At 50.6% G+C, this 23,317-nt stretch carries 20 protein-coding genes; 5 read left to right on the forward strand and 15 right to left on the reverse strand.

Annotation, left to right across the window (positions count from 1 at the left end; translation table 11 throughout):
* Window positions 1-32: 32 nt before the first annotated feature.
* From ACPAOP_RS02080 to hutU, 5 genes are all read right to left on the reverse strand, one after another.
* Complete coding sequence (locus ACPAOP_RS02080; RefSeq protein ID WP_423709120.1) at window positions 33-3,755, reverse strand: DUF748 domain-containing protein; 3,723 nt, start codon at window positions 3,753-3,755, stop codon at window positions 33-35.
* 345 nt (window positions 3,756-4,100) lie between these two features.
* Window positions 4,101-5,315, reverse strand: a complete 1,215-nt coding sequence (hutI, locus tag ACPAOP_RS02085; RefSeq protein ID WP_423709121.1) for an imidazolonepropionase — start codon at window positions 5,313-5,315, stop codon at window positions 4,101-4,103.
* Window positions 5,315-5,947, reverse strand: coding sequence for a HutD family protein (locus tag ACPAOP_RS02090; RefSeq protein ID WP_423709122.1), 633 nt, complete (start codon window positions 5,945-5,947; stop codon window positions 5,315-5,317). The genes hutI and ACPAOP_RS02090 overlap by 1 nt, the downstream gene beginning before the upstream one ends.
* Window positions 5,948-5,950: 3 nt before the next feature.
* Complete coding sequence (hutH, locus tag ACPAOP_RS02095; RefSeq protein WP_423709123.1) at window positions 5,951-7,492, reverse strand: histidine ammonia-lyase; 1,542 nt, start codon at window positions 7,490-7,492, stop codon at window positions 5,951-5,953.
* Window positions 7,493-7,618: 126 nt separating this feature from the next.
* Window positions 7,619-9,322: a urocanate hydratase gene (hutU, locus tag ACPAOP_RS02100; protein WP_423709125.1), complete on the reverse strand. Its 1,704-nt coding sequence runs from the start codon at window positions 9,320-9,322 to the stop codon at window positions 7,619-7,621.
* 172 nt (window positions 9,323-9,494) lie between these two features.
* On the opposite strand from hutU, the gene hutC reads away from it, so the two are divergent.
* From hutC to ACPAOP_RS02120, 4 genes are all read left to right on the forward strand, one after another.
* Complete coding sequence (hutC, locus tag ACPAOP_RS02105) at window positions 9,495-10,205, forward strand: histidine utilization repressor (RefSeq protein ID WP_423709127.1); 711 nt, start codon at window positions 9,495-9,497, stop codon at window positions 10,203-10,205.
* 148 nt (window positions 10,206-10,353) lie between these two features.
* A complete protein-coding gene (locus ACPAOP_RS02110; RefSeq protein ID WP_186883234.1) occupies window positions 10,354-10,551 on the forward strand; it encodes a hypothetical protein in 198 nt (65 codons plus the stop codon).
* Window positions 10,552-10,584: 33 nt separating this feature from the next.
* Window positions 10,585-11,262 carry a DUF2242 domain-containing protein gene (locus ACPAOP_RS02115; protein ID WP_423709129.1) on the forward strand — a complete coding sequence of 226 codons (678 nt, stop codon included), beginning with the start codon at window positions 10,585-10,587 and terminating at the stop codon, window positions 11,260-11,262.
* A gap of 19 nt (window positions 11,263-11,281) precedes the next feature.
* Complete coding sequence (locus ACPAOP_RS02120) at window positions 11,282-11,500, forward strand: DUF3820 family protein (protein ID WP_423682302.1); 219 nt, start codon at window positions 11,282-11,284, stop codon at window positions 11,498-11,500.
* 160 nt (window positions 11,501-11,660) lie between these two features.
* Here the strand turns inward: ACPAOP_RS02120 and ACPAOP_RS02125 are convergent, their stop codons facing one another.
* The 4 genes from ACPAOP_RS02125 to ACPAOP_RS02140 all read right to left on the reverse strand — a co-directional run bounded on the left by ACPAOP_RS02125 (window position 11,661) and on the right by ACPAOP_RS02140 (window position 16,268).
* Window positions 11,661-12,473, reverse strand: a complete 813-nt coding sequence (locus ACPAOP_RS02125; protein ID WP_423709130.1) for an SAM-dependent methyltransferase — start codon at window positions 12,471-12,473, stop codon at window positions 11,661-11,663.
* A 6-nt stretch (window positions 12,474-12,479) separates the two neighbouring features.
* Complete coding sequence (locus ACPAOP_RS02130) at window positions 12,480-13,832, reverse strand: GGDEF domain-containing protein (RefSeq protein WP_423679243.1); 1,353 nt, start codon at window positions 13,830-13,832, stop codon at window positions 12,480-12,482.
* A gap of 425 nt (window positions 13,833-14,257) precedes the next feature.
* Window positions 14,258-14,473: a hypothetical protein gene (locus tag ACPAOP_RS02135; RefSeq protein ID WP_423679242.1), complete on the reverse strand. Its 216-nt coding sequence runs from the start codon at window positions 14,471-14,473 to the stop codon at window positions 14,258-14,260.
* An 88-nt stretch (window positions 14,474-14,561) separates the two neighbouring features.
* The gene (locus ACPAOP_RS02140) at window positions 14,562-16,268 is read right to left on the reverse strand and encodes a M14 family zinc carboxypeptidase (RefSeq protein WP_423709131.1); all 1,707 of its coding nucleotides are present in this window, start codon (window positions 16,266-16,268) and stop codon (window positions 14,562-14,564) included.
* Between the two features lie 141 nt (window positions 16,269-16,409).
* On the opposite strand from ACPAOP_RS02140, the gene ACPAOP_RS02145 reads away from it, so the two are divergent.
* A complete protein-coding gene (locus ACPAOP_RS02145; protein WP_423709133.1) occupies window positions 16,410-17,519 on the forward strand; it encodes a threonine aldolase family protein in 1,110 nt (369 codons plus the stop codon).
* A 17-nt stretch (window positions 17,520-17,536) separates the two neighbouring features.
* Here ACPAOP_RS02145 and ACPAOP_RS02150 read toward each other — a convergent pair whose 3' ends face one another.
* From ACPAOP_RS02150 to ACPAOP_RS02175, 6 genes are read right to left on the reverse strand one after another with little or no spacing between them, the layout of a single operon-like run.
* Complete coding sequence (locus ACPAOP_RS02150) at window positions 17,537-18,865, reverse strand: TAXI family TRAP transporter solute-binding subunit (protein ID WP_423709134.1); 1,329 nt, start codon at window positions 18,863-18,865, stop codon at window positions 17,537-17,539.
* Entirely contained in the window at window positions 18,865-19,668 is an 804-nt protein-coding gene (locus ACPAOP_RS02155; RefSeq protein ID WP_423709135.1) for a competence/damage-inducible protein A, read from the reverse strand. Before ACPAOP_RS02155 ends, ACPAOP_RS02150 begins: the two co-directional genes overlap by 1 nt.
* 31 nt (window positions 19,669-19,699) lie before the next feature.
* On the reverse strand, window positions 19,700-20,527 hold the full coding sequence (locus tag ACPAOP_RS02160) for an EI24 domain-containing protein (RefSeq protein WP_423709136.1): 828 nt from the start codon (window positions 20,525-20,527) through the stop codon (window positions 19,700-19,702).
* On the reverse strand, window positions 20,524-21,516 hold the full coding sequence (locus tag ACPAOP_RS02165; protein WP_423709137.1) for a sterol desaturase family protein: 993 nt from the start codon (window positions 21,514-21,516) through the stop codon (window positions 20,524-20,526). The genes ACPAOP_RS02160 and ACPAOP_RS02165 overlap by 4 nt, the downstream gene beginning before the upstream one ends.
* Window positions 21,516-22,346, reverse strand: a complete 831-nt coding sequence (locus ACPAOP_RS02170; RefSeq protein ID WP_423709138.1) for a polysaccharide deacetylase family protein — start codon at window positions 22,344-22,346, stop codon at window positions 21,516-21,518. The genes ACPAOP_RS02165 and ACPAOP_RS02170 overlap by 1 nt, the downstream gene beginning before the upstream one ends.
* Window positions 22,309-23,283, reverse strand: coding sequence for a cytochrome D1 domain-containing protein (locus tag ACPAOP_RS02175; protein ID WP_212678795.1), 975 nt, complete (start codon window positions 23,281-23,283; stop codon window positions 22,309-22,311). The genes ACPAOP_RS02170 and ACPAOP_RS02175 overlap by 38 nt, the downstream gene beginning before the upstream one ends.
* Window positions 23,284-23,317 lie beyond the last annotated feature (34 nt).

The following is a 23,317-nucleotide window of genomic DNA, read 5'->3' on the forward strand; positions in this document are numbered from 1 at the left end:
ATTAATACTCAGATTACTCAGTTCAGATCCGCTTACTTCAATGAAAAATCAACGCGATTAGGAGCACCTTTATCTTTGATGCCATCCGAATTGAGTTTGGGTGCAATCAGGAACATACGCTCACGCCCGACCTGTGCCACGTCTTCGAGATAATCGCGCACGGCATCAGCACGTCTTTGTGCCAGTTCCCGCAAATCATCGGTATCGACTGTCAGATTTTGCAATAACAATTGCTCCGCTTCTGCATCCGGCAGTGTTTTTGCTAATCCCAGCATATTCCGTGGCTTGGTGAATTTGGCCGCATCATATAAAGCTTGCAGAAACTTATGTCGTTCGTCTGCGGTCAGCGTCAGTGATTCTGATTTGATACCGCGGTTTTTCCGCCCCAGTTCGCGCCATTTGGCCTCACGCAGGCGGCTTTCCAGCATTTCACGTTTTACACCTTCCGTATCACTTTTGACTTCGACACGACCGGTGATATCTAGACGCAGGCTGGCACGCTCCTTCAGTGCTTTTGCCAGATGATCGAGTTTTTCAGTGGCTGCCGGCGTCAAGGCTGCACTGCCGGGATTGAATTCGAGATACGCCAGCTCTTCACCGCCACCGCCAAATATCGAACCAAGCAAAGCAAACGGAGAAGTCACCGCCTTGGTGATGATGTTCACAAACACTTTAAAAATAATGCTGCCGACAGAAAACTGCGGATCAGATAAAGAGCCTGAGATCGGCAAATTGATCGTGATCCCGCCCTGATTGTCACGCAACAGAGCCACCGCCAGCATGACCGGCAATTTGGTCGCACTCGGACTATCCACCCTTTCACCAAACGTCAGTTGATCCAGCCTGAGCTCATTTTCTGCAGTCAGTTGCTGATTTTCTATCTTATAACTGGCCTGCGCCGATAACTTGCCTTTTTCTATCGCGTAACCGGCATATTTTGCGGCATATGGCGTCAGCTTGGTCAACTCGATACCATTCGCGCTGCCTTTAATATCCAGAAATACCGGTGTCGATAAGGGATTCATGCTGCCTGAGATCAGCAAAGGTGCGTCATCATCCACTTTGCCATTCAGCTCCACCGTTGCCACTTGTGGGTTGTCGGATGAAATCGTCCCTATGCTGCCGCTGATGCCAGTCAGATTCGCATGGTAATTCGGCTGTATGAAATTGTCCGTGAAATTGACATTACCGCCGGTAATCACGGTTTGCCCTATACGCATAATGACCGATGACGGAGTTCCCGTCACAGGCAATTTCTGGGTGACGGTATTTTTACCGGCAAGAACGGCGCTGCTCTTCGCAGTTATTTCTTTCGGTGTTGCTGCTGCATTAACAGGTGTATCTTTCGCAGCTTTACTGACCAGAATATTCTGCAAATTCAGGCGTGCCTTGTCCGACAAGACCAGGCGTGCAAAAAAATCATTCAAGCTCAGTTTTTTGACATCAATCAGTTGCTGGGATTTTCCGATTTTTGCATGCATGCCTTCGGCTGAAATCGCTTTCCAGTCAAGAAAATCCTCGTCTGTTCCATTTTCAAATATCTGAAAATTATTCAGACTCAGCATGCCGTCGTAATCAATCTGACGGTCAGCTTCCAGTACATTTGTCAGCACCAGCTTCCCCTTAGCCGTGCCACCACCTTTTACGATCTGCACATTCAGAAATTGTGAAAAATACGAAGATAGTCGCGCAATCGGCAAACTCTCGGTATCCAGATTCACATTCACTTTTTTCATGCCAGCGGAACTGTTGCCGTCCAGATTCAGCTTCGCACGCCGGTTCAGCTTCGATTGCAGACGGAAACTGACGTCTTTAGAGAAATCACTGCTCAGTTGCGCCAGATTCAGGTTGATGCTGTTCAGGTTTAATTTCACTTCCGGAGTAACCGACTGATCAAGAAAATCGATTTCACTGTTTTTCAGATCAAATTGATTCAGGCTGATTTTCCACGGCGCAGCTGCTGTGCTTTTAGCAGGTGGCAATTCAGCGTTGGCAGTTCTGACGACGTTGCCTTTGCTCGCAGAGGAAGCTGACTCAGGCAACCAGCTCTGCATCAGCATCGCCGCCGATTTATCGCGCCGGATATCGGCCCGCAAACCATCAAATTCGACGGTTCCCATCTGTATCGTGCGGTTTGCGGAGTTAAGTAATGATTTATTCAGCGCAAAAGATTTGAGCGCAATGCTACCGTCACTGGCTTTCCCCTTTAGCAGGAGATCACGCAGTCTGAGTGACAAATCACTGAGCTGAAATTCGCCGGCCTTCAGGCTAACGCCGGATTCCGCATCCAGTTTGCCACTGACGTTCGCCTTCAAAAACGGGTTCAGAAAAGCCTGATAATTGGCGAGCGCCACATCGCTGATCTCAAGCTTGCCATTCAGCGTAGAGGAAAAAATCTGCAATTGCCCGTCAAACCCGATTTTTTCATCGGCTTTTGTTTCCAGGCTCAGTTTCAGTTGCGCTGGCTTGACGTCTTTTGCGGTCGATAACTGCTGCGCATTCAAGCTGATGTTTTGCAATTCCAGTTTTTGTTCTGGTCTGGCATGCACGGCGTCAGAAAAGTGTATCTGTCCATTCGTCACCTGCAGATCCTGCACCTGCACGAGTGGCAACGGTGCCGGGTTTGCTGTCGCTGTTGCCGCCGTCACCACAGGTGTAGTTGTGGACGTTTTTCCGGCTGCAGCAGTCGTTGCCACCCCTGATTTACCAACGGGCGCGGCTTGCAGATTCGCCCAGTTCAGGCCATGCTGCGCATCAAAATCCAGCCATACCTGTGGTGCACTCAGACTCAATTGTTGCAATTCTGTCGCTGTCGTCATCAGATTCATCTGACGTATACGCGCCTGCAAACCCTCCAGCTTCAGCAAAGGCTGGCTTTGTTTATCTTTCAGGAATACATCGTGCAAACGCACATCGCCAGACAGAAAAATTTCTGTCTGCTTTTTCTGACTGAAGGTCAGATTAAGCTTGCTGCTCAGCCTGGCGCTCTCAACCTGCACCGGCAGGGCAACCGGGACATAAGGCGTCAGCTGTGCCAGATCTAATTGATCGAAATCGATCGCCAGCGTGCTTTCATGGGTTGCAGAAAATGGCTTGGCACGCGCCTGTAAAGCAAAATCGGCACCGTTGAAATGCGCTGATAACCTGGGTTCGACAAAACTGTCAGCCTGTTTCGGGAAATTGGAAATGAAAGGTAAGCCTACCTGCAAGTCTGTCAGTTTAAATTGCTTACCGAAGACCTGGTCATCAAAGACGATAGTGCCTTTGCTGATCTGTATATTCGCAACAGAAAAACGCAGCGGCGCATCACTTTTCGGTGAGGCTGCAATTTTATCGAGCACATCGCTGACGTTATAGCGGCTAGGCTGAGCCGCGCTGTAACGCACCAGATGCACATCCGGCGCGGTCAGGAAAAGCTCGTCAAGCACCAGTGCTCGGTGAAATAAAGATGTGATGGATAGATTGACCCTGAGTTCCTGCGCTGATACGGCAGGCGTTTTCTGATCGGCTTCGTACAGACGGATATCTGTCGCCGTCAGTGCCAGCGAAAACGGAGAAAAACTGATCGTCCCGATGTCCAGCTTACGGCCGGTCTGTTGCTGTATCTGCTCTATCGCGATACGCTTTACAAGAACCGGAAGAAATAGATAGCTGAGTAACATCAACAGCGCGACAAATACCACTGCCCCGGCAAGCCTGTGCCCTGGGCGCCAGCGCTGAAAACGGGACGGAAAAGAAATAAGCGGTAATACCACTGTGAACCTCTGAGCGTAGGTAAAAATGAAGCAATAAGCCTCTGCAGAGCCTCATTTTTGAATTGAATATTATTTTTCCAGCATTATACGTCCCGCTCTGCGCCTGAGCGGACAAAACCCGGGCTGCGCGGGTTAAATAATGTGTCAAAAGATTACCAGAGTGTGTTCAGAATCAGTGAATATTGACGCGGATCTGAAACAGATTCTGCATAAGCGCGGCAGACTTTGTTATCAGGAACTAACGATGGGTATCGGTCAGTCGCGGGCTGAGCACCGGATGCCTGACGTACTCCCCTGCCAGGACACATCTTACTTTGACCATCAACTATCTCGCTGGTGAGTCTCTCAGATTCCGACCGTGCGACCGCCGAAAACTCTGCCCCGCAGCGGATTGGCGCCGATGTGATAGGCCAGATCAGCCGGCCGCTGTATCTGCCACAAAATAAAATCGGCTATTTTTCCAACTTCTAATGTTCCGCTGACGTCTGCCATACCCAATGCCTGTGCCGCATGACAGGTGACGCCCTGCAGGGCTTCCAGCGGTGTCAAACGAAACAGGGTACAGCCCATATTCATGGCCAGTAACAGCGAAGTCATGGGCGATGTGCCGGGGTTGCAATCGGTCGCCACGGCGATCTTCACACCGGCAGCACGTAACGCCTGCACCGGAGGCAATTGCGTTTCACGTAAAAAGTAAAAAGCACCGGGCAGCAACACGGCGACCGTACCGCTGGCGGCCATCGCAGCGATCCCTGCGTCCGACAGATATTCCAGATGATCCGCCGAAAGCCCCTGATAACGCGCAGTTAACGCCGCCCCCCCCTGATCGGATAATTGCTCTGCATGGAGTTTCACCGGCAAGCCGAGTGCTTGCGCAGCCATAAATACCCGCTCAGTCTGCGCCGGAGAGAAACCGATTTTTTCACAAAACACATCAGCAGCATCCACCAAACCTTCAGCCACCAGCGCCGGTAACATTTGCTCGCACACCAGCGTGATGTAATCGTCTGGCCGACCGGCATATTCCGGTGGTAAGGCGTGCGCTCCCAGAAAAGTGGTCTTGACGCGAACCGGAAACTCACGTCCTATGCGCCGCGCGACACGCAGCAGCCGCGCTTCACTAGGTAAATCCAGACCATAGCCGGACTTGATCTCCAGCGTGGTCACACCTTCACTGAGCAATGCGCGCAGACGTGGCAGGGTCGCTTGCAATAATTCATCTTCGGTCGCAGCTCTGGTCGCCCTGACGGTGGAGAGAATGCCGCCCCCCTGCCTTGCAATGGTTTCATAACAGACGCCATTCAGGCGCGCTTCAAACTCATCGCTGCGGTTACCGGCGTATACCAGATGCGTATGGCAATCGGTCAGCCCCGGCGTGACCCAGCAGCCAGCGCCATCATGCTGAGTTGTGACCGAATAATTTGCAGGCAAGGCATTGCGCTCACCCAGCCAGACGATCTTGCCGTCACGAACAGCAAGCGCTGCATCATTGATCTCGCCATAGCCATTTGTCATGGTCGCGAGGTGGATGTTGATCCACAAACTGTCCCAGTGCGACATCAGTCCGCCCCTTTATCGAGAAATTCAAGCGTGATCAGAAACAGGACGGCGCCCTCATCGGCAGTCAGCTCCAGTGCTATGCCTGATGCAGGATGGGTTTCGTTCAACAGCATAAGATCGCCGCTGCAAAATACTTCCTCCGCTGTTTCTGGCGTTGTCAGGCGGGCATTGCCAGCAACGCAGTACAGCAAGATTTGCCGGGCACCCTGCGCATCAATATGATAATGGCCGCTTAATAGCTTACGCATCGTATGAGTACAAACATCGCGGCGCGTCATCATGTTCAGATCCGACACGCTGCTCTCTGCCAATTCAGCCGCTACCTCGAGCTCGCCTGTAAAGCAATACGGTGCGCTGTTTTGCGTCAGATGCACCGCACCCGATGGTGTAGTTCCCTGCTCAGCCTTCGTATGCAAAATCAAAGCTGCGCCAGACAACACGGCAAGCGTTCTGTCTATGCCGGGGAAGCTGGAAAACGGCCCATCAACCGCTACCTGTGCCGTACTCAGACGCCAGATGAAATTATCGAGGTCAGAGCCCGCCGGAAAAATCGCCAGCTCCGTCGTGCTGCCGCCGCCATTTTTCCAGGGCATCGTCTGGTAATCGCTCTCCGACCAACGCTGCATCAACATACGTCATGCCAGATATAAATGCTGATACAAATGCTGGCATTCAGCGCTGATGCGGCCAGAGACCACCAGTTCTTTAGCGGCCTCAATGTCGGGTGCGAAAAAACGGTCCTTGTCATAGAACGCAACTTGATCCCGCAAGGTCTGATGCACCTGCGCCAGCATAGACGAGGTTTTCAGTGGTGCATGAAAATCCACGCCTTGCGCCGCCGCCAGCAATTCAATCCCGACAATGGTCGCTGTATTTTGTGCCATTTCATGCAGGCGACGTGCGCCATAGGTCGCCATACTGACGTGATCTTCCTGATTGGCTGAGGTCGGAATTGAATCGACGCTGGACGGATGCGCGTGCGATTTGTTTTCGGAAGCCAGCGCGGCTGCTGTCACATGCGCGATCATGAAACCGGAATTCAGACCCGATGATGGCACCAGAAATGGTGGTAAACCAGATAAGGACGCATCGATCAGCAAGGCAATCCGACGTTCGGAAATGGCACCGATTTCAGCAATGGCGAGCGCCAGCGTATCGGCCGCAAATGCAACTGGCTCAGCATGGAAATTTCCACCGGAGATGACTTCGCCGGTGTCAACAAACACCAGCGGATTATCGGTCACGGCATTGGCTTCGATCAGCAAAGTGCGCGCTGCATTATTGATGATATCCAGGCAGGCGCCCATGACCTGCGGCTGGCAGCGCAGGCAATACGGATCCTGCACGCGCTCATCATTAACCAGATGGGATTGACGTATTTCACTGCCGACCAAAAGCTTACGGTAAATTTCTGCCGTGGCAATCTGCCCGGGCTGACCACGGCTGCTATGTATCCGCGGATCAAACGGTGCATCGCTGCCTTTAGCGGCATCAACAGACAAAGCGCCGGTAATCGTGGCTGCTTCCAGCAAACGTTCCGCCATGAATAAGCCATGCAGGGCGAGCGCCGTTGATACCTGCGTACCATTGATCAATGCCAGGCCTTCTTTCGCGGCGAGGACGACCGGCGTGATACCAGCATTCGCCAGCGCCTGTTTAGCCGGAATCAGTGTGCCGTCGACGCGCACATCGCCTTCGCCCAGCAGCGCCAGCGTCATGTGCGATAACGGTGCCAGATCACCCGAAGCACCGACCGAGCCTTTGACGGGGATGGTCGGCATAATGCCAGCGTTGAGCATGGCGATCATGGTGTCGATCACCACTGCTCTGATACCGGACACACCGCGCGCCAGGCTGGCGATTTTCATTGCCAGTATCAAGCGCACGATCTCATCGGCAATCAATTCGCCTGAGCCAACCGAGTGAGACAAAATCAGATTGCGTTGCAAGAGCTCAAGCTGATCGTCTGGTATCCGGGTTTTCGCGAGTTTGCCAAAGCCGGTATTGATGCCGTATGCGGCATCACCTTTGGCAACGATTTTTTGTATCATTTCTGACGATGCGTGTATCGCCGGATACGCAGACGCAACCAGCTTTAGCGGCGTCGGACTGATCCAGATGCGACGCAAATCCGACAAGGTGAATTCGCCAGGATATATCTCAAGATGCTTGCTCATTTCTTTTTTGCTTTCTTAATAGGATGTCGCAATGGATTGTCTCAATGCCTGTGCGCCTCTTCAGGCATTTTTACGCCAGGACGCCCGAAATACGCGGGCACTGTCCTGTCAACTCAGACGATCTGCTTATTTAATCATCGGTAAGTTCAGACCTTCGCGCTTAGCACAGGCTACGGCTTCTTCGTAGCCCGCATCGGCATGACGCATCACACCGGAACCGCAATCGTTGACCAGTACGCGCGCCAGACGTTTCGCTGCGGCATCTGTCCCATCGGCCACAATCACCATACCGGAATGCTGGGAATAACCCATACCAACACCACCGCCATGATGCAAAGAAACCCAGCTGGCGCCACCGGCGGTATTCAGTAAGGCATTCAACAAAGGCCAGTCAGAGACGGCATCGGTACCATCGCGCATGCCCTCAGTTTCGCGATTCGGGCTGGCGACCGAACCGGTATCGAGATGATCGCGACCAATCACGACAGGTGCTTTGAGTTCACCGTTTCTGACCATGTCATTGAATGCGAGCCCGGCAATATGACGCTCGCCCAGACCCAGCCAGCAAATGCGTGCTGGTAAGCCCTGAAACGCGATGCGTTCACCCGCCATGTCCAGCCATTTATGCACGCCTTTATTGTGTGGGAATAATTCCTTGATTTTGGCGTCGGTTTTACGGATGTCTTCCGGATCACCTGACAAAGCCACCCAGCGGAATGGACCTTTGCCATCGCAGAACAGCGGTCGGATGTAAGCCGGTACGAAGCCAGGGAAATCGAAGGCATTTTTAACGCCGGTATCGAATGCAACCTGGCGGATATTATTGCCATAGTCAACCGTAGGGATGCCCATCGCATGGAAATCCAGCATAGCCTGTACATGCACCGCACAAGCCTGAGCCGCATCTGCAGTCAGCTTCGCGTGTTGCGATGAATCGTGCTGAGCAGTTTTCCACTGCTCCACGCTCCAGCCTATCGGCAGGTAACCATTGATCAGATCATGGGCCGAAGTCTGGTCAGTCACCAGATCCGGCTTCATGCCGCCCGCTTTAGCGCGCTTAACCAGTTCAGGCAGAATTTCAGCAGCATTGCCGAGCAAGGCGATAGAAACCGCTTCTTTACGTTCGCAGTGGTGCTGTATCAATGCCAGCGCATCGTCCAGGTCCTTCGCTTGTTTATCGACATAACGGGTACGCATACGGAAGTCGATACTACTTTGCTGGCATTCGATATTCAGCGACACTGCTCCGGCGAAGCTGGCCGCTAATGGCTGAGCGCCACCCATGCCGCCGAGGCCAGCGGTCAGTATCCAGCGCCCGCCCCAGTCACCGTTGTAATGCTGACGTCCGGCTTCGGCGAAGGTTTCATACGTTCCCTGCACGATGCCCTGAGTGCCAATGTAAATCCAGCTGCCTGCGGTCATCTGGCCATACATAAACAGACCTTTGCGGTCGAGTTCATTGAAGTGTTCCCAGTTGGCCCATTTCGGTACCAGATTGGAATTCGCGATCAGTACGCGTGGCGCATCTTCATGGGTCTGAAATACACCGACCGGTTTGCCTGACTGTATCAACAGGGTTTCATTGGCTTCCAGCGCTTTGAGCGAAGCCAGAATCTGGTCATAGCATTCCCAGTTACGCGCAGCGCGACCGATGCCGCCATACACCACCAGATGCTTAGGGTTTTCAGCAACGGCCGGGTCCAGGTTATTTTGTATCATGCGATAAGCCGCCTCAGCCACCCAGGTTTTACAAACCTTCTCCGCACCATGCGGTGCGTGAATAACACGGCTGGCATCCCAGCGCGGATCGTTTTGAAGAATATCGGACATACGGTGTCTCCTGATCTCAGATGATGTGCGGAAAATATCGCCGGACATTGTGTGCAGGGTGCGACGCATACCCGCGTCGCCCCATTTGTTTTTTTGAGTTTAAGTTGTATATACAACTTTTGCAAGCGGATTTTTAGTGAGACAATAGCGTCATCATTTCAGCAGGAATCCCGTGCCAAAAGTACAAGTCAATGTCCCCGCTTTCCAGACGATAAAGAATTACTTATTGAAAGAAATTCAGTCAGGCACCTGGAAAGAAGGCGATGTAATCCCATCCGAAGCTACGCTGGCAGAGCAATTTGGCGTTTCGCGTATGACCGTCAACCGCGCGGTACGCGAACTGACCAGCGAACAGATCCTGCACAGAATTCAGGGCTCGGGCACCTATGTCGCGCAGCAGAAATACCAGGCGACGCTGGTGGAAATCAAAAGCATCGCCGAAGAGATCCGTTCTCGTGGACACGCGCACCGCAGCGAGTTACATCTGTTAAAAGAAGTTCCGGCGAACGAGCAACTTGCGCATGAATTCCTGGTCAAACCCGGGCATCGCCTGTTTCATTCAGTCATCGTCCACTTTGAAGACAACGTTGCGATTCAGGTCGAAGACCGCTGGGTCAATTCCAGTGTTGCACCCAACTATCAGCAACAGGACTTCACCAGTATGACGCCGAATGAATATCTGGTTGCAGTAGCACCGCTGCAGGGCGTCGATTACCGTATAGAAGCAATGATGCCGTCAAAACAAATTGCAGCCATGTTAAAGATTGAAGTCAAGGATACTTGTCTGGTTTTGCACAGAAAAACCCGTTCCAAGGGAAAGATTGCAACTGTTGTCACAATGTGGCACCCAGGAAAACGCTACCAGTTTACAGGCAGTTTCTAATGACAAAATGACCGAACACGTCATCGAAAAACCGCGCTGACACGTTGCAAAACCGGACTGATACGTTACGACATGATCTGGTAACAGTCTTGTAACAACGCTTGTACTGCCAAGCAGTTAAAATGCAGGCTGAATGAAGGAAAACACCATGGCAAAAAAGAATGAACTTGATCCGGAAACCGAAGCACTGATTGCATGGTGCACAGAAGTCGAAGGTTTTTTAGTCGCTGGCGGTGCGACCATCGCACAGGCTCAGGATCATATAGAAGAGCAAATCGAGTGGTTCACCGATTTATTTTTTGATGGTTTAAGTCCGGAAGAAGCAGCAAAAGAGGCGCTCGCTTGAGGATAGATCATATTAAAACCAGCCTCTGCTCACATGAAGTTTAGATTAAAAATGCGTCGTTTATTTTTATACTTGTCAGCCGCACTGTCACTGAATCTGGTCAGTGCCTGCTCTGCCACTAAATCTCCGGCACAGCAACATGAAGAGTTCGGTGCCAGTGGCGTATTTACGCGCAGCTTTCCAGGTACTGAACAGTCCGCGTGTGAAGCCGCCCGGCGAGCGTTGCTGAGTCAGGGATACGTGATCAGTGACTGGAAGCCTTCGATCCTCAAAGGTCGTCGTAAATACCAGCACGATGCCGAGGTCCATGCTGAAATCGAATTCAATGTCGTTTGCGTCGCCAACAGCCTGGGCAGCAACAGCACGACCATCTTCGCCAACGCCGTACGTGATCGATATTCTCTGAAAAAGAGTAACACCTCGGCCAGTATCGGTGTCAGCGCGATAGGTTCCGTATCCCTACCGTTCGGTACGACAGATGATGCGATGGTTAAAGTCGCCAGTGAGACGATACCGACCGGTCAGTTTTATAACCAGTTTTTTGATCTGGTCGAACGTTATCTCGATAGCGTGCAAACACCGGCTGAAGCTGAGACAGAAAAAAAGGAAAGCGTAGCCGTTAAAGCGATACTGCCTGAACAGTCTTCCGCTCCGGATCAGGCGGGCAGAGAAATGAATAAATCAGACGCCGATAAGAATGCCGGGAATTAAGCTGCCTTTTGAAAAACCCATGCAGGCAGATGACCTACAACGATTGCTGACGCTGAAAATGCCTTACGGTAAATATGAAGGCCGGTATATTGCCGATTTACCGGGGCATTATCTGGGCTGGTTTGCGCGTGAAGGTTTTCCAAAAGGAGAGATAGGCAGATTATTGGAACTGATGTACGAGATTGACCATAATAATCTCAGGGAACTGCTGAATCCTCTGCGGCAAGCAACAAAATAAACAACGCGACCCAGACTACGTTGCAGCAATATTCGTCAACGCCGTCGTTCTATTCATATCATGCCAGCATGCACAGACAAATTAAAACTGGCGAACAAAAAAAGCGGCGCAATTGATTTGTGCTGCTTTTTTATTTCAGTAAAAACAGTACAGGTAAAGCTCAGGCAAGTATGGTACCTGACAAGGCTCGCAACTGATCGACGACATCCTGATCAATCTGCATCTTTTTTGCAGCCGGAATCACCAGCGTGGTGATCTGCTTGAGTGCCGCCTGTGGCAATTCACAGAGACGAATTTTATCCGCTCTGGTCTGCTCCAGCGGGTGGGTAGCAGCCTCATACAAAATCACCTCATGATCAGGCGAATATGTTTTCATGAGTTTATTCACGATAATCTGTAAATGCGCAGGTTCTGTTTCAAAACGTTTGAGTGTCAGATCGCCAGCAATACCGATCTGCCACAAAATCAGCAAAGCCGTCGGATCAATCTGACGCTGATAAATCATAAATTGCGTGGCTTCCATCGACTGCATGCCGACGGTTCCCGGGTCGATTCCTAGATCGGCAACCAGAGAATCCAGCGCAGAGATACCCGGCTCCATATGCGCTTCAAAACCCTCCTGCCGCGCGTCAGCAATTGCCATGTGTGAGATGCAGGCGAAAATACCGGGATGCCCATAAAATGCCGCGCAGACTTTTTTCCCCTGCCGGACTTCATGCAAAATCGTATCAGCCATACGACGATAAGTATCCCGCCGGGTCTTGCCATCGACTTTCGTATCGTCGTAGTGATCTAATAAACAGACATACTCTTTCGCCACACCTTGCAACCATTTGCGGGTGAACATGTTAGGAACGGCAGCGATCACTACGTCAAATGATTCGATATAGCTTTTTGCCAACGGCGTCAACTGTCCCGCCATACGCATACCAGTGCCAACACACACTAATTTTCCTGCTTTTTTATGTGACATTGAATTTTATGAAAATACGGAAACGCGATTACGCCCATCTGCTTTGGATTGATACAACGCTTTATCGGCTGCTTGCATCAGTTCTAGGAAACCATCAATACCAGCAGCAGCGTTAACCGTCATTGTTGCCACGCCAAAGCTTGCACTTAAAGGAAAATGGATACCACGGGATTCGGTGTCTATCATATTGATCACGTGTCGGCAGCGCTCTGCAAGTTGTACGCCGGCTTCCTGCTCAGTCGCGGGTAAAAAAATAGCAAATTCCTCGCCTCCGATACGCCCGAAAACATCATTTTTTCGCAATACGCTTGCAACAGCCTGACTCACACTTTTTAACACCCAGTCACCGGCAGCATGACCGCAAGTGTCATTCACATTTTTAAAAAAATCCATATCGAACAATATCAAAGTGACTGCGGCGGTACGATGCTGAACACCTGCCTCAGCCACACTCATAAAGTGAGAACGATTGCTGATCTGCGTCAACCCATCCAGCTCTGCATGACGTTTGAAAATATTTTTCTGCCTGATAACTTTCCACAACCAGACGCCCAGCACACAAATAAAACACAGTACCAAGGCGATAATCAGCAACAGATTCTGATTGCTCTTTTTCTCTAATTTTTTTTCAACATCGAGAATTTTGTTTTTCTGTTCGAGTACCAGCATTTGATTTGCTTTGTCCTGAATCTCGAACTTAACACGCTGGTAAGCAAGATTTTTCTGCAACTGTTGATCAAGCAGTTTATTTTTTAAAGTCAGCGCGGTGTCAGCATACTCCAGCGCGGCGAAATACTGCCCCTGCGATCGTTTGATATCCGCCATAATTTCACTGGCTTTTTCCAGTAAAAGAACGACATTTTCTTTTTTTGCCCGGGCATATGCGTTTAAACCGTATAACTCAGCCTGCTGTGTTTTTCCCGTTTTTAGATAAGCTTTTGCAAGTGCCGTTTCCAGCTGTATCAAGTAATCAGAACTCTGACTATTTTTTTTTAACTCTTCAAGCAAAGGTATTCCGGATTTGATACCCAGAGCATAATTACCAGATTCAATCACATCAATATTGGCAATTGTTTTAATCAAAAGCGAAATGAAAAATAGCTTTTGCTGGTCACAAGTCGCGATGGCACTGTTCAACAGTGCGTTAGCTTTTTCACGATGCCCCATTAAAAAACTGATTTCAACCTGATCACCGATCCCCAGACAGCTTGCGGAACTTGGAATTTCATTCAGATCCAGCTCAGGCAGACGCAGCGCATATTCCATCGACTCCTCATATGCACGCAATGAATTCAGGATAGTAATCGCTGATTGCAAGACATCAATCTTGGCATTTTTATTTTTCAGCTTAGGCAGCATTACTATGCTCTGATTCATATAATTCAGCGCATTTTCGTACTCACCCAAATTGATGTAACCATCCGATAGCTGGTATAAGAATCGGGCACGATAATCGATATCAGAAATACCTGGGATAACGGACTGAACAAATTCAACACGCTCGCGATGTTTTCCGAGAAAACCGAGCGCCGACGCGCGTAAAAGATAAAATCTATTTCTTTGTTCAGTAGAAAAAGTCTTCTGCTGCGACGTCAGCTCGTCTAATTTCCTGAGCGACTCACCCGGGGAATTGAGTAAGCTCCGGGAGACAATTTTTAACAACGTATCGTTTTTTTCTTCGGTGCCAGCCAGACTGGATTGCGAACATAATGAGATGAGCAGCGTTACGCCGAATAATAAAAACCTCGTAAATGCCTTCATTATTGCGCACGCCGCTAAACACATCAGTGGGTAGTTTCAACTGTCTGGAGCGTGGGCAGGTTCGCCACATCAATCCCGATCACCTTGGCCACTCTGGATTTATCACCTGAAAGCAGCGCATTCTTTTCCTCTTCATTTAAGCCAAAACTATCCATTGCAGCGACAGGGTTGGCAGCAAATGCTTCACGTGCTTCAGCGTTTTGATCCAGATAATTCAGATAGTCCAGCAGTTTTGACATAGAGATTCTCAGATGAAAATTAACAACATTACTTCGAAGAAAACATTCTATTCGGTTTCATCTTAAATGTAAGCAAAAGTTACCGACATTAGATTATCCGCAACACCGGATAACAACGCCATTCTGGTTCTCTGTAGCGCTCGCAATGCGTGAAAATAAAATCGAGTACTGCTTCCTGATTATTCAACAACTCGGGATGGCCCTGCTTCCAGGCATCAAACAAAGCCAGAGTAGCCGGTTCGTCGCGCAGGATTTCTGCCGCGGTATCTTCAAAGACGTAATCGGAATACGCCTCCTTTTTTTCCAAGACACTGTTGAAGAATCCCCAGCGGAAAAAGCTGTCATGCGCTTGTGGCTCCAGTGTTTCCATCACATACCGTGCCTGTGGCTGATTAAGATCAATCAGGTAGTCACCGGGTACAGCCTGCACTGTCTGCTGATGGCTGACGAGCGTCAGCTGGTCGTGAAACAGATGCCCCTCATACGCATGCGGACGCGACTGCACAGATTCAATCCGGTAAGTCTGCGCTTCAAGCATCTGTGCTTTTTCGACGCGCTGCATCTGCACACCATTCCATTGCAGTCGCTCGATCACCGCGCGCCATGCTTGTGGCACCAGATAGGCTTTGGGACGCGTAACAGTCACATCACTGACAAAGTGATTAAAGTAAGGAATCGGCTTTTCCCACGGCTGACTGCGGTCATAGGCTAAACACGTGTAATGACCGATCACACTGGGACGATATACCGCCTGATAACCTTTAAAAAGAAAACTGGAAGCATGGTTACGATCTACCTTCCAGCTGACTGCAGTATGAGTGCTGCTTGCTGCAGCCTGTCTGGCCTGCGCTCTCAGCGTTTGTATCTGTGCTGCATTGGCAATGGTGAAGTCCAGCACGGTTTCGACCAGTGCCCGCATCGATGCGTAGCGGTCAGCGAACGGTTTCAGCATGTGCGTCTCAGGCATAAAACCTATCGTGTGATGCAGCGCGGCGTAACCTGTGGAAAAGCGCGGCGTTTCCAGAAAATCTTCTATGCCGTGATCCGGAATATCCTGCACAGGATTCACATATGGGCATGTTGGCCAGCCGCGTTCGTTCATCTGTGTATAAATTGCAGGTAACATCGTCTCGCGCAAAAAAACACCGAGCCCATTTCCCAGCTTATCGGCCTGGGTTTGTATCAGCGTCATTGTGTACTGGTAATCTGCGCCGTTCGACGTATGCGTATCGACCATCACATCCGGGCTCCAGGCACTGAAGAAACGGTTAAAGACCTGCGCATTCAGACTATCGCATTTAATGAAATCACGGTTCAGATCGAGATGCAGACTGTTACCGCGAAAGCCGAACATTTCCGGGCCATCCTGATTCACCCGCGACGTATTCTGACGATTGACGCAGCCATCAACGTTATATACCGGGATAAACAAAAACACGGTTCGCCCTAATGCCGCCAGACGTTCTGGCTGCAGACAAAAGTCACGCACCAGCGCCATACAGCCGTCAATTCCTTCCGGTTCCCCCGGATGAATACCATTGTTATTAAAAAAGACGGGGCGGCCTTCACTTTGTAATTGTTTACGATCAAACACACCATCTGCAGTCACAATACCCGCATGAATAGGTCTTCCTGCATCGGATTTACCGATGTCAAAAAACTGTAAGGTACGGGGAAATTCAACAGCAAGTCGCTGATAGAATTGTATGCACTCGTCCCAACTGGCTGTCTGATTCTGATTACCGGTTTCATAGGGCGTTAAGAACTGCGGTGCAAGCGTAGGCGTCGTGCTCATGTTCAGGGCTTCTGCAAAGTGGAGTGAGGCAACGATTTTAGCTTACATTCAGTTTTACAAAAACCCGCGGCATACTTCGTCAGCGGCGTACTGAACGATACCTCAGCAAAGAACTAAGCAAAAAACCGACCGGAGAAAAATGTGAATAACGCCGATACTCTCGCCCTGAAAAACACTTGTCATACCATCCTGGCCGGTCATAAAGCCTTGACCCCAGCGCAGAGTTTTGCACAGATGGCGAGCTGGTGCGAAGCGAATAATATTGAGCATGACGTGTATGGTGAGGGCGATTTTTTACAGTCTTTTGAGAAGAAAATTGCCGGGCTGCTGGGAATGGAATCCTCGATGTTTTGCATCAGCGGCACCATGGCTCAGGTGATTGCATTAAAACTGGCCTGCGAAGAACGCGGCAGTTCGCTGGTTGCGCTGCACCCGACCTCACACCTGCTTTTGCACGAACGCAGTAACTTTCAGGCTATGCATTATTTCACCGCATTGAACATCGGTAATCCTCACCGTCCGTGGACACTGCAAGACCTGCAAGCCCAGCCCGAACACATCGCCGCCGCACAATATGAGTTACCGCTGCGCGAGATCGGCGGGCAATTACCGGGCTGGGAAGAACTCAATGCGATAAAAACCTATTGCCGTCAGCAAGACATTCACCTGCACATGGATGGCGCAAGGTTATGGGAAGCAGCCAGCGGTTTCAACAAGCCCTTGAACAACATCGCAGCAGGCTTCGATAGTGTCTATGTTTCGTTTTACAAAGGTATAGGCGGATTTGCCGGTGCCATGCTTGCTGGTCGCAATGATTTCATCGCGAAAGCCAGAGTCTGGATGCACAGGCAAGGCGGTAACGTTTTCCGGCGCACACCGTATGTCGTTGCCGCCGCGATGCAATTCGATCAGCGCATTGCAGCAATGCCGGCGTATTTTCAGCGTACCAGAGAAATCTATGAAGTATTAAAAGACTATCCGGCATTCATCACGAATCCGGCAGCGCCTCACTGCAATATGCTGCATCTGCATTTGCCGGCAGACAAAGACTCAGCGATACAGTTGCGTAACCGGATCGCCAGCGAACACGGCATCTGGCTGTTTAACAACGCAGTGCATACAGCACTGCCGGGTTATTGCATGTTTGAATGGTATGTCGGTGATCAAATGCTGAACATTGATAACAACACTCTGCGCCAGGCTCTGGATTTGCTGGCAGCGGGCATACAGTCACCCGTTGTTCCATTGTGATGGATGGTACGCAGGGATTATCTGCTTTTCAGCAAAGACTGCACCCGGGTGCGTACGAACTGGATATGGCTGCGCAGGCCATATAATTCTTCCGCATATGACAGGGGAACGCTGATGCGATTCACCTTGCCCTCGATCTCATCGAGATAATTCAATTGCTTTTCCAGTGTCGCTTTTTTATCTGAGCTGGTCAGATGCTCAATCGTTTGCTCAACGATGCGCAATTGCCCATACCAGCGATAAATTCTGGAGCGGATACGCCAGACGTATAAAGGGGGAATAATTTTGGACAACGGTAGAAATAATGCGCCAAGAGCGACGATCACTACCCACATACGTTCGATAAAATTCGCGACCCAGAAAGTCAGATAACGTTGCAGCACTGGCGCACCGTTTTTATAGAATTTTTCAGCTTCTTCTGAAACCGGAATTTCCGTATAGCGATCAGAAGGAAACTCGCCCTGTTTGCTCAGCCAGTCAGCGCGACTGTGGATTTTAGCCGCGGCCTGCAACAACAAACCAGTCAATGCCGGATGCAGGCTTTCGTGCGCCACCAGCGTTGCCGTCGGTGAGATCAGGTGATAATCGCGGGCAGGTAAATCCAAACCAATATCGACGATGCCGCGTGGTAGCGTCACTTGCGAAAGATAAGGAAAACGGCGGGTATAGGCTTCGGCCTGTACAAAGTCAAACAAACGCACACCGGGTGTCTGCAACAACATCTGCACCAGCGGCGCATCGCTGGCGGTGCTGAATACCAGCACATCCAATTGCCCCGCCAGAAAAGCCACTGTCGCAGGCGTATCATCAAGATGCCGGAAACTGACATCGCCGGCACTCATGTTATTCACCGATAAAATCTGCTCGAAAATACGGCCAACACCGGTACCGTCGGGGCCGACATTAATGCGTCGCCCTCGGAACTGGCTGATGGTCGTGAATTCTTTTTTATCGCGGTAAAAAATCCAGATCGGTTCGTAAAACAAACTGCCGAGCGACACCAATCCTTTTTCCGCCGCTTCCGTACGATCGGTTGAGCCGCTACGCACGAAGCCTACTTCGATTTCAGAATCTGGGTCACTGATGCGTTGCAAGTTTTCCTGCGAACCTTGCGAGGTTTTAAAGCGTAGCTGAATCTGATTTTTTGCTAACTCCGCAGCATATAACTTGGCAAAACGTTCGTAAGCACTGTTTTCCGGACCAGTAGAAATGTCGATAATGCGCGGAGGTGCCGGATCGACCAGCCAGAACCCGAGGCCGCAAACGACCAGCACCATCAAGGTCACCGGCCCAAACGCGATGATCAGGTCGCGCAGCGAAAACAGGGTGAACTTGATCTTTTGCATCAGGCGTCGGAACTCAGCGGTACCGGCACATATTCAGATTGAAAATGATCGAGGCCTGCGAGCATTTTCTTAAATGCGGCTTCCACCTGTGCAGGATCACCTTTGACGCCCAGCTCAATATGTCGGCGCTGTGTCGCAGTACCAACACTAGGCAGGCTGAAGACTTTAATCAGCGGAAATTCCGCTTCCAACGCTTCCATTAACGGTGTCAGTACCGACTCGATTGCCTCGTATACCAACACCGCTTTTTCTGCTCTTGCCTGTTGATGGAACAGATGGGAATAATGCGTATCCAGTACCCACTCTATCATCGGCCAGGCCATCACCGGAAAACCCGGAACGAAATAATGCTGGCGTATCGCAAAACCGGGAATTTTGTTGTAAGGATTTGGAATCAACGTCGCGCCTTGAGGGAACTCGCCCATCTTCAGCCGCTGCAAATGATCGGGGCTGTTCAGATCCACGGTCTTACCTGCCTCCGCCGCCATATCCAGTATCCGTTGCTGTATCAGTGCTTTGGCTTCAGTATGCAACTCCAGCGGCAGATTCAGCGCTGCGGCAGCGCATTGACGGGTATGATCATCCGGAGTGGCACCGATGCCACCAGTCGAAAAAACGATATCACCGCTGGCAAAACTACGCTGTAAGGTCGCGGTAATCCGTTCGCGGTTATCACCGATGTATTCTGCCCAATCCAGTTGCAGACCGCGTGCATTCAGCGCGGCGATCACTTGCGGTAAGTGCTTATCCTGCCGTTTTCCTGAAAGAATTTCGTCACCGATGATAATAAGACCGATAGCCATGTGCGTTCCTTAGTTGAAATTCGCGATGTGCTTATTGTACAAGAGCAGGCGATGACGCTGCTGCCGCACGCTGTTGCGCCAGCGCCGCCAAACAATAGTGCTGAAACCACAGACCGGAAAAAACAAACACCAGCACATACAGCCAGATCGCAAACCCGGCAATCACGGGTAAGAACATGACCGCCATAACACCACCCAGCCATAACAAACCCGGCGCGGCACCGAATATACCCGCAATCGTTCCCATGAATAATAAAGACCAGCGGTGCTGCTTCATCAACGCGCGACGTTCATCCGCATCGGCAAATTCAGCCAACGCGTCATAGACGATCACGCGATAAGTCAGCCAACCCCATAGCAAGGGTTGCAAGACCAGACTCACAGGTGGAAATAAAGTCAACGGCAATGTCAGTAGCCAGACAACCGCAAAAATCATAAATGAACTGAGTGAATACCCTATGCTGCCGAGCAAAGAACCACCATGCCGTTGTTCCAGTTGCGGATAATGGCGGGACCCGACATGTTTGCTGATTGCAGGCATCGCAAACAAGCCTATGCACAATAAAGCGGTAAATACCATCAGCGGCAGCAACAACCACATCGCCACCAGCGGCACTACCATCGTTTTCAAGGCGAACAGACCTATCATTCCGAGGATGTCACCGGCGGTCTGAAAACTGTTGTGATCGGCAAACCATAGTTGCAGATAATCGATCAGCGCCTGCAGACCAAACCACATGGCGATGCTCCAGATCAGCAGTGCAGCCAGAAACGGTGCAAACGTCAGCAGCAGCATGCGAACATGTAATTGCGCCGCAACCGCTCGCCCCCATGCGATACCCACTGCAGCAATATTCATGAGTGCGTTTCCTTTTCCATACCTGTCATGCGTTTGAGCCCCAGCCATTGCTGCGCCCAGAATCCACGACCATAATCGCGGGAGCAGCCATCCGGTGCAGGCAGTTGATCACGGATGCCGGTCTCGGCGTATTCTTTACTGAATAAGGCTGTACCAAACAGCACATCCCATAGCGGAAACAGCACGGCAAAATTGTGCCCACCCAAAGTGCCTTTACCTTGCGTTTCATGCCCGAGTCCAATCGCGTGATGCACACGGTGATAGCGTGGCGATACCAGTAAATAATCACCGAACCGGCCGAAATGAATACGCACATTCGCATGCTGCAGGCTCTGCAACATCTGCGATGCCATCACCAGCATTACATACTGCCCCGGTTCCACGCCTATCACTATCGCGATCATGCCCATGTAAATATCACGCAAAAAATCGTCGAGCAGATGATTACGGTTATCGCTCCACAGATTCATATTGCGCTGACTGTGATGCAGACTGTGCAAACCCCACCACCAGTTGAACTGATGGCTGGCACGGTGATACCAGTAATCAAAAAAATCCAGTACAAACAGGTATGCGATAAACAGCAAGGCCGGATATTGCAAGAAACCTGACCACAGATTTTCCAGGTTAAAAGGATTGACGCCCTGCAAATGCAAGACCGCTGTCAGATGATCAAATACCGGTGTCAGCAGAAAAAACACCACCATCGAAAACGCGCCCAGGCGATGCAAGGCGGTATAAATAAAATCGTTCCAGCGGGCGTAACGATCAGTGATTTTATGTACCGGTATCCACGATTCCAGGGGACGTAAAATCAGGAACAGAATGATCAGTTGTAAAGCACCAAAGATAAACCACTCAACGCCCTCGAACGAATCCTCTACATATTCGCCCAACCCGACATAAAACATCGTCGGCTGCACGATGGCTTGAAAAATCCAGGATTGCAGGTTGGTCAGTAATTCTGAGAAGTAAGCAATGAAATTCATTATTTGCCAGTGGTATAGGAAGGATGCTCGCGTAGCGTAGCAAAACAAAAGGATTTTTGCTCAAGCCCGGTAATCAAGGGTTCCAGATTTTCCGGTGCCCAGGCCTGCTTGCGCGACCAGATGCCAAGGTGCGCCATGAAAATATCACCATCCCGCAAATGATCCAGCGCGCGTTTTAACAGCAACGCATTACTGAATTTTTCGCTTGATAATTCATCGCCGGAAAAACCGGCAGGCGCCCACGCGACATGACGATAGCCGCAAGCTTCGCCCGCTTTCAGTAAATTCGGCGTCAGCTTACCGCCAGGCGCGCGCCAGTAGGGATCAAGTTGCTTACCGGTCAGCTGCAAAAAGCGCTGGTTCACACGGCGCAATTCGCTGCAATATTGTTGCGGCGTCCACGCCAGCTTTTTTCCGGCATCAGCGCCGAACTGCGGGCGTACTTCAATCCTGCCATCAGGCAAATCACCGATCACATAAACGTGATCGAAAGTGTGCGAACCAAACGCATGGCCTTCATTGGCCAGCGTCTTCCAATAGGATGCCCACGATGGATCGAGAGAATAATCGTCACGCACCGTTTTTTCGTTCGCCAGAAAAAAGGTGGCCTTGATCTGATGGCGACGCAGGGTTGCTGCAATCAATTCCGCCTGCGACTGACTGCCAGTATCAAAGGTCAGATAAATCGTTCCCTTACATGCGGCGGAATGAGCAGCTGCAGTCGCAGCGGCGGCGCTGCTCTCCACCGGCAGAATCAGGGCTGCCAGTGCGGCTGTAATGTAAGGGAGGTGCTTAGATATTGCCTGCACGATTGGCAAAGAAAACGCCATGTGGGGAGCGGCCAACCGGAATCAGCTTGATGACTTTTCTGGAAGGAATATCGACGACCGCCACTTTTTTAATCCAGCGCAGAGTCGCCCACAAAGTCTTACCATCTTCACTGACTTCCATGCAATCAGGGCCACCGGGAACAGGAATACTACCGACCATTTCCAGCGTTTGCTGATCGAGGATATTGATTTCATTCGAGGTGCGGTTAGACACAAACACATGACGCTTATCGCCCAGCGCACGGAAATTATGCGTGCCGACACCGGCCTTGATACGCTTGACGGTTTTTTGCGTACGCCAGTCAATCACTTCAACGTAATCTTTACCCATGATGCCGACCAGCAGATATTTATCATCCGGCGTCATCACGATACCCGCCGGCAGCTTACCGACAGGAATCGTCCATTTCACTTTCTGCGTCGCCAGATCAATTGCCGACACCTGATCACTACCCTGCTGAGTAATGAACACGGTCGTGCTGGCGGCATCAAATGCCATGTGACTAGGTAATTTCGCCAGCGGAACACGGTTCACCAGTTTCAGATCCTGACCATCGAATTTATAAAAATCAACGCGATCGAGGCGCAGTGAATTTGAGACAAACCATTTCTGATCCGGTGAAAAACCGATCTGATACGGATCTGCAATATCTTTGATACGACGCTGAATCTGACCACTCTTAGGATCCAGAAACACCAGCTCGTCACCAATCGCATTCGCCACAATCAGTGATTTATTATCCGGCGTCGCCATCAGATGATGCGGCTCTTTACCGATAGGAAAAGTACTGATTTCTTTGTAGGTCTGCTGATCCAGCAAACTGACCGTCGCATCACGCGAATTCAGCACGACCACCACATTTGACTGTGCTGCCGGTACAACCGCAGGAACCAATAAACCAAACAACAAAGATGCCAACAAAGAACGACTACGCATGAAAGAAGACCGCCAATAAATGAATCAAGTCTGC

The sequence above is a fragment of the Undibacterium sp. WLX3042 genome (assembly GCF_049544825.1).
GTDB lineage: Bacteria > Pseudomonadota > Gammaproteobacteria > Burkholderiales > Burkholderiaceae_D > Undibacterium.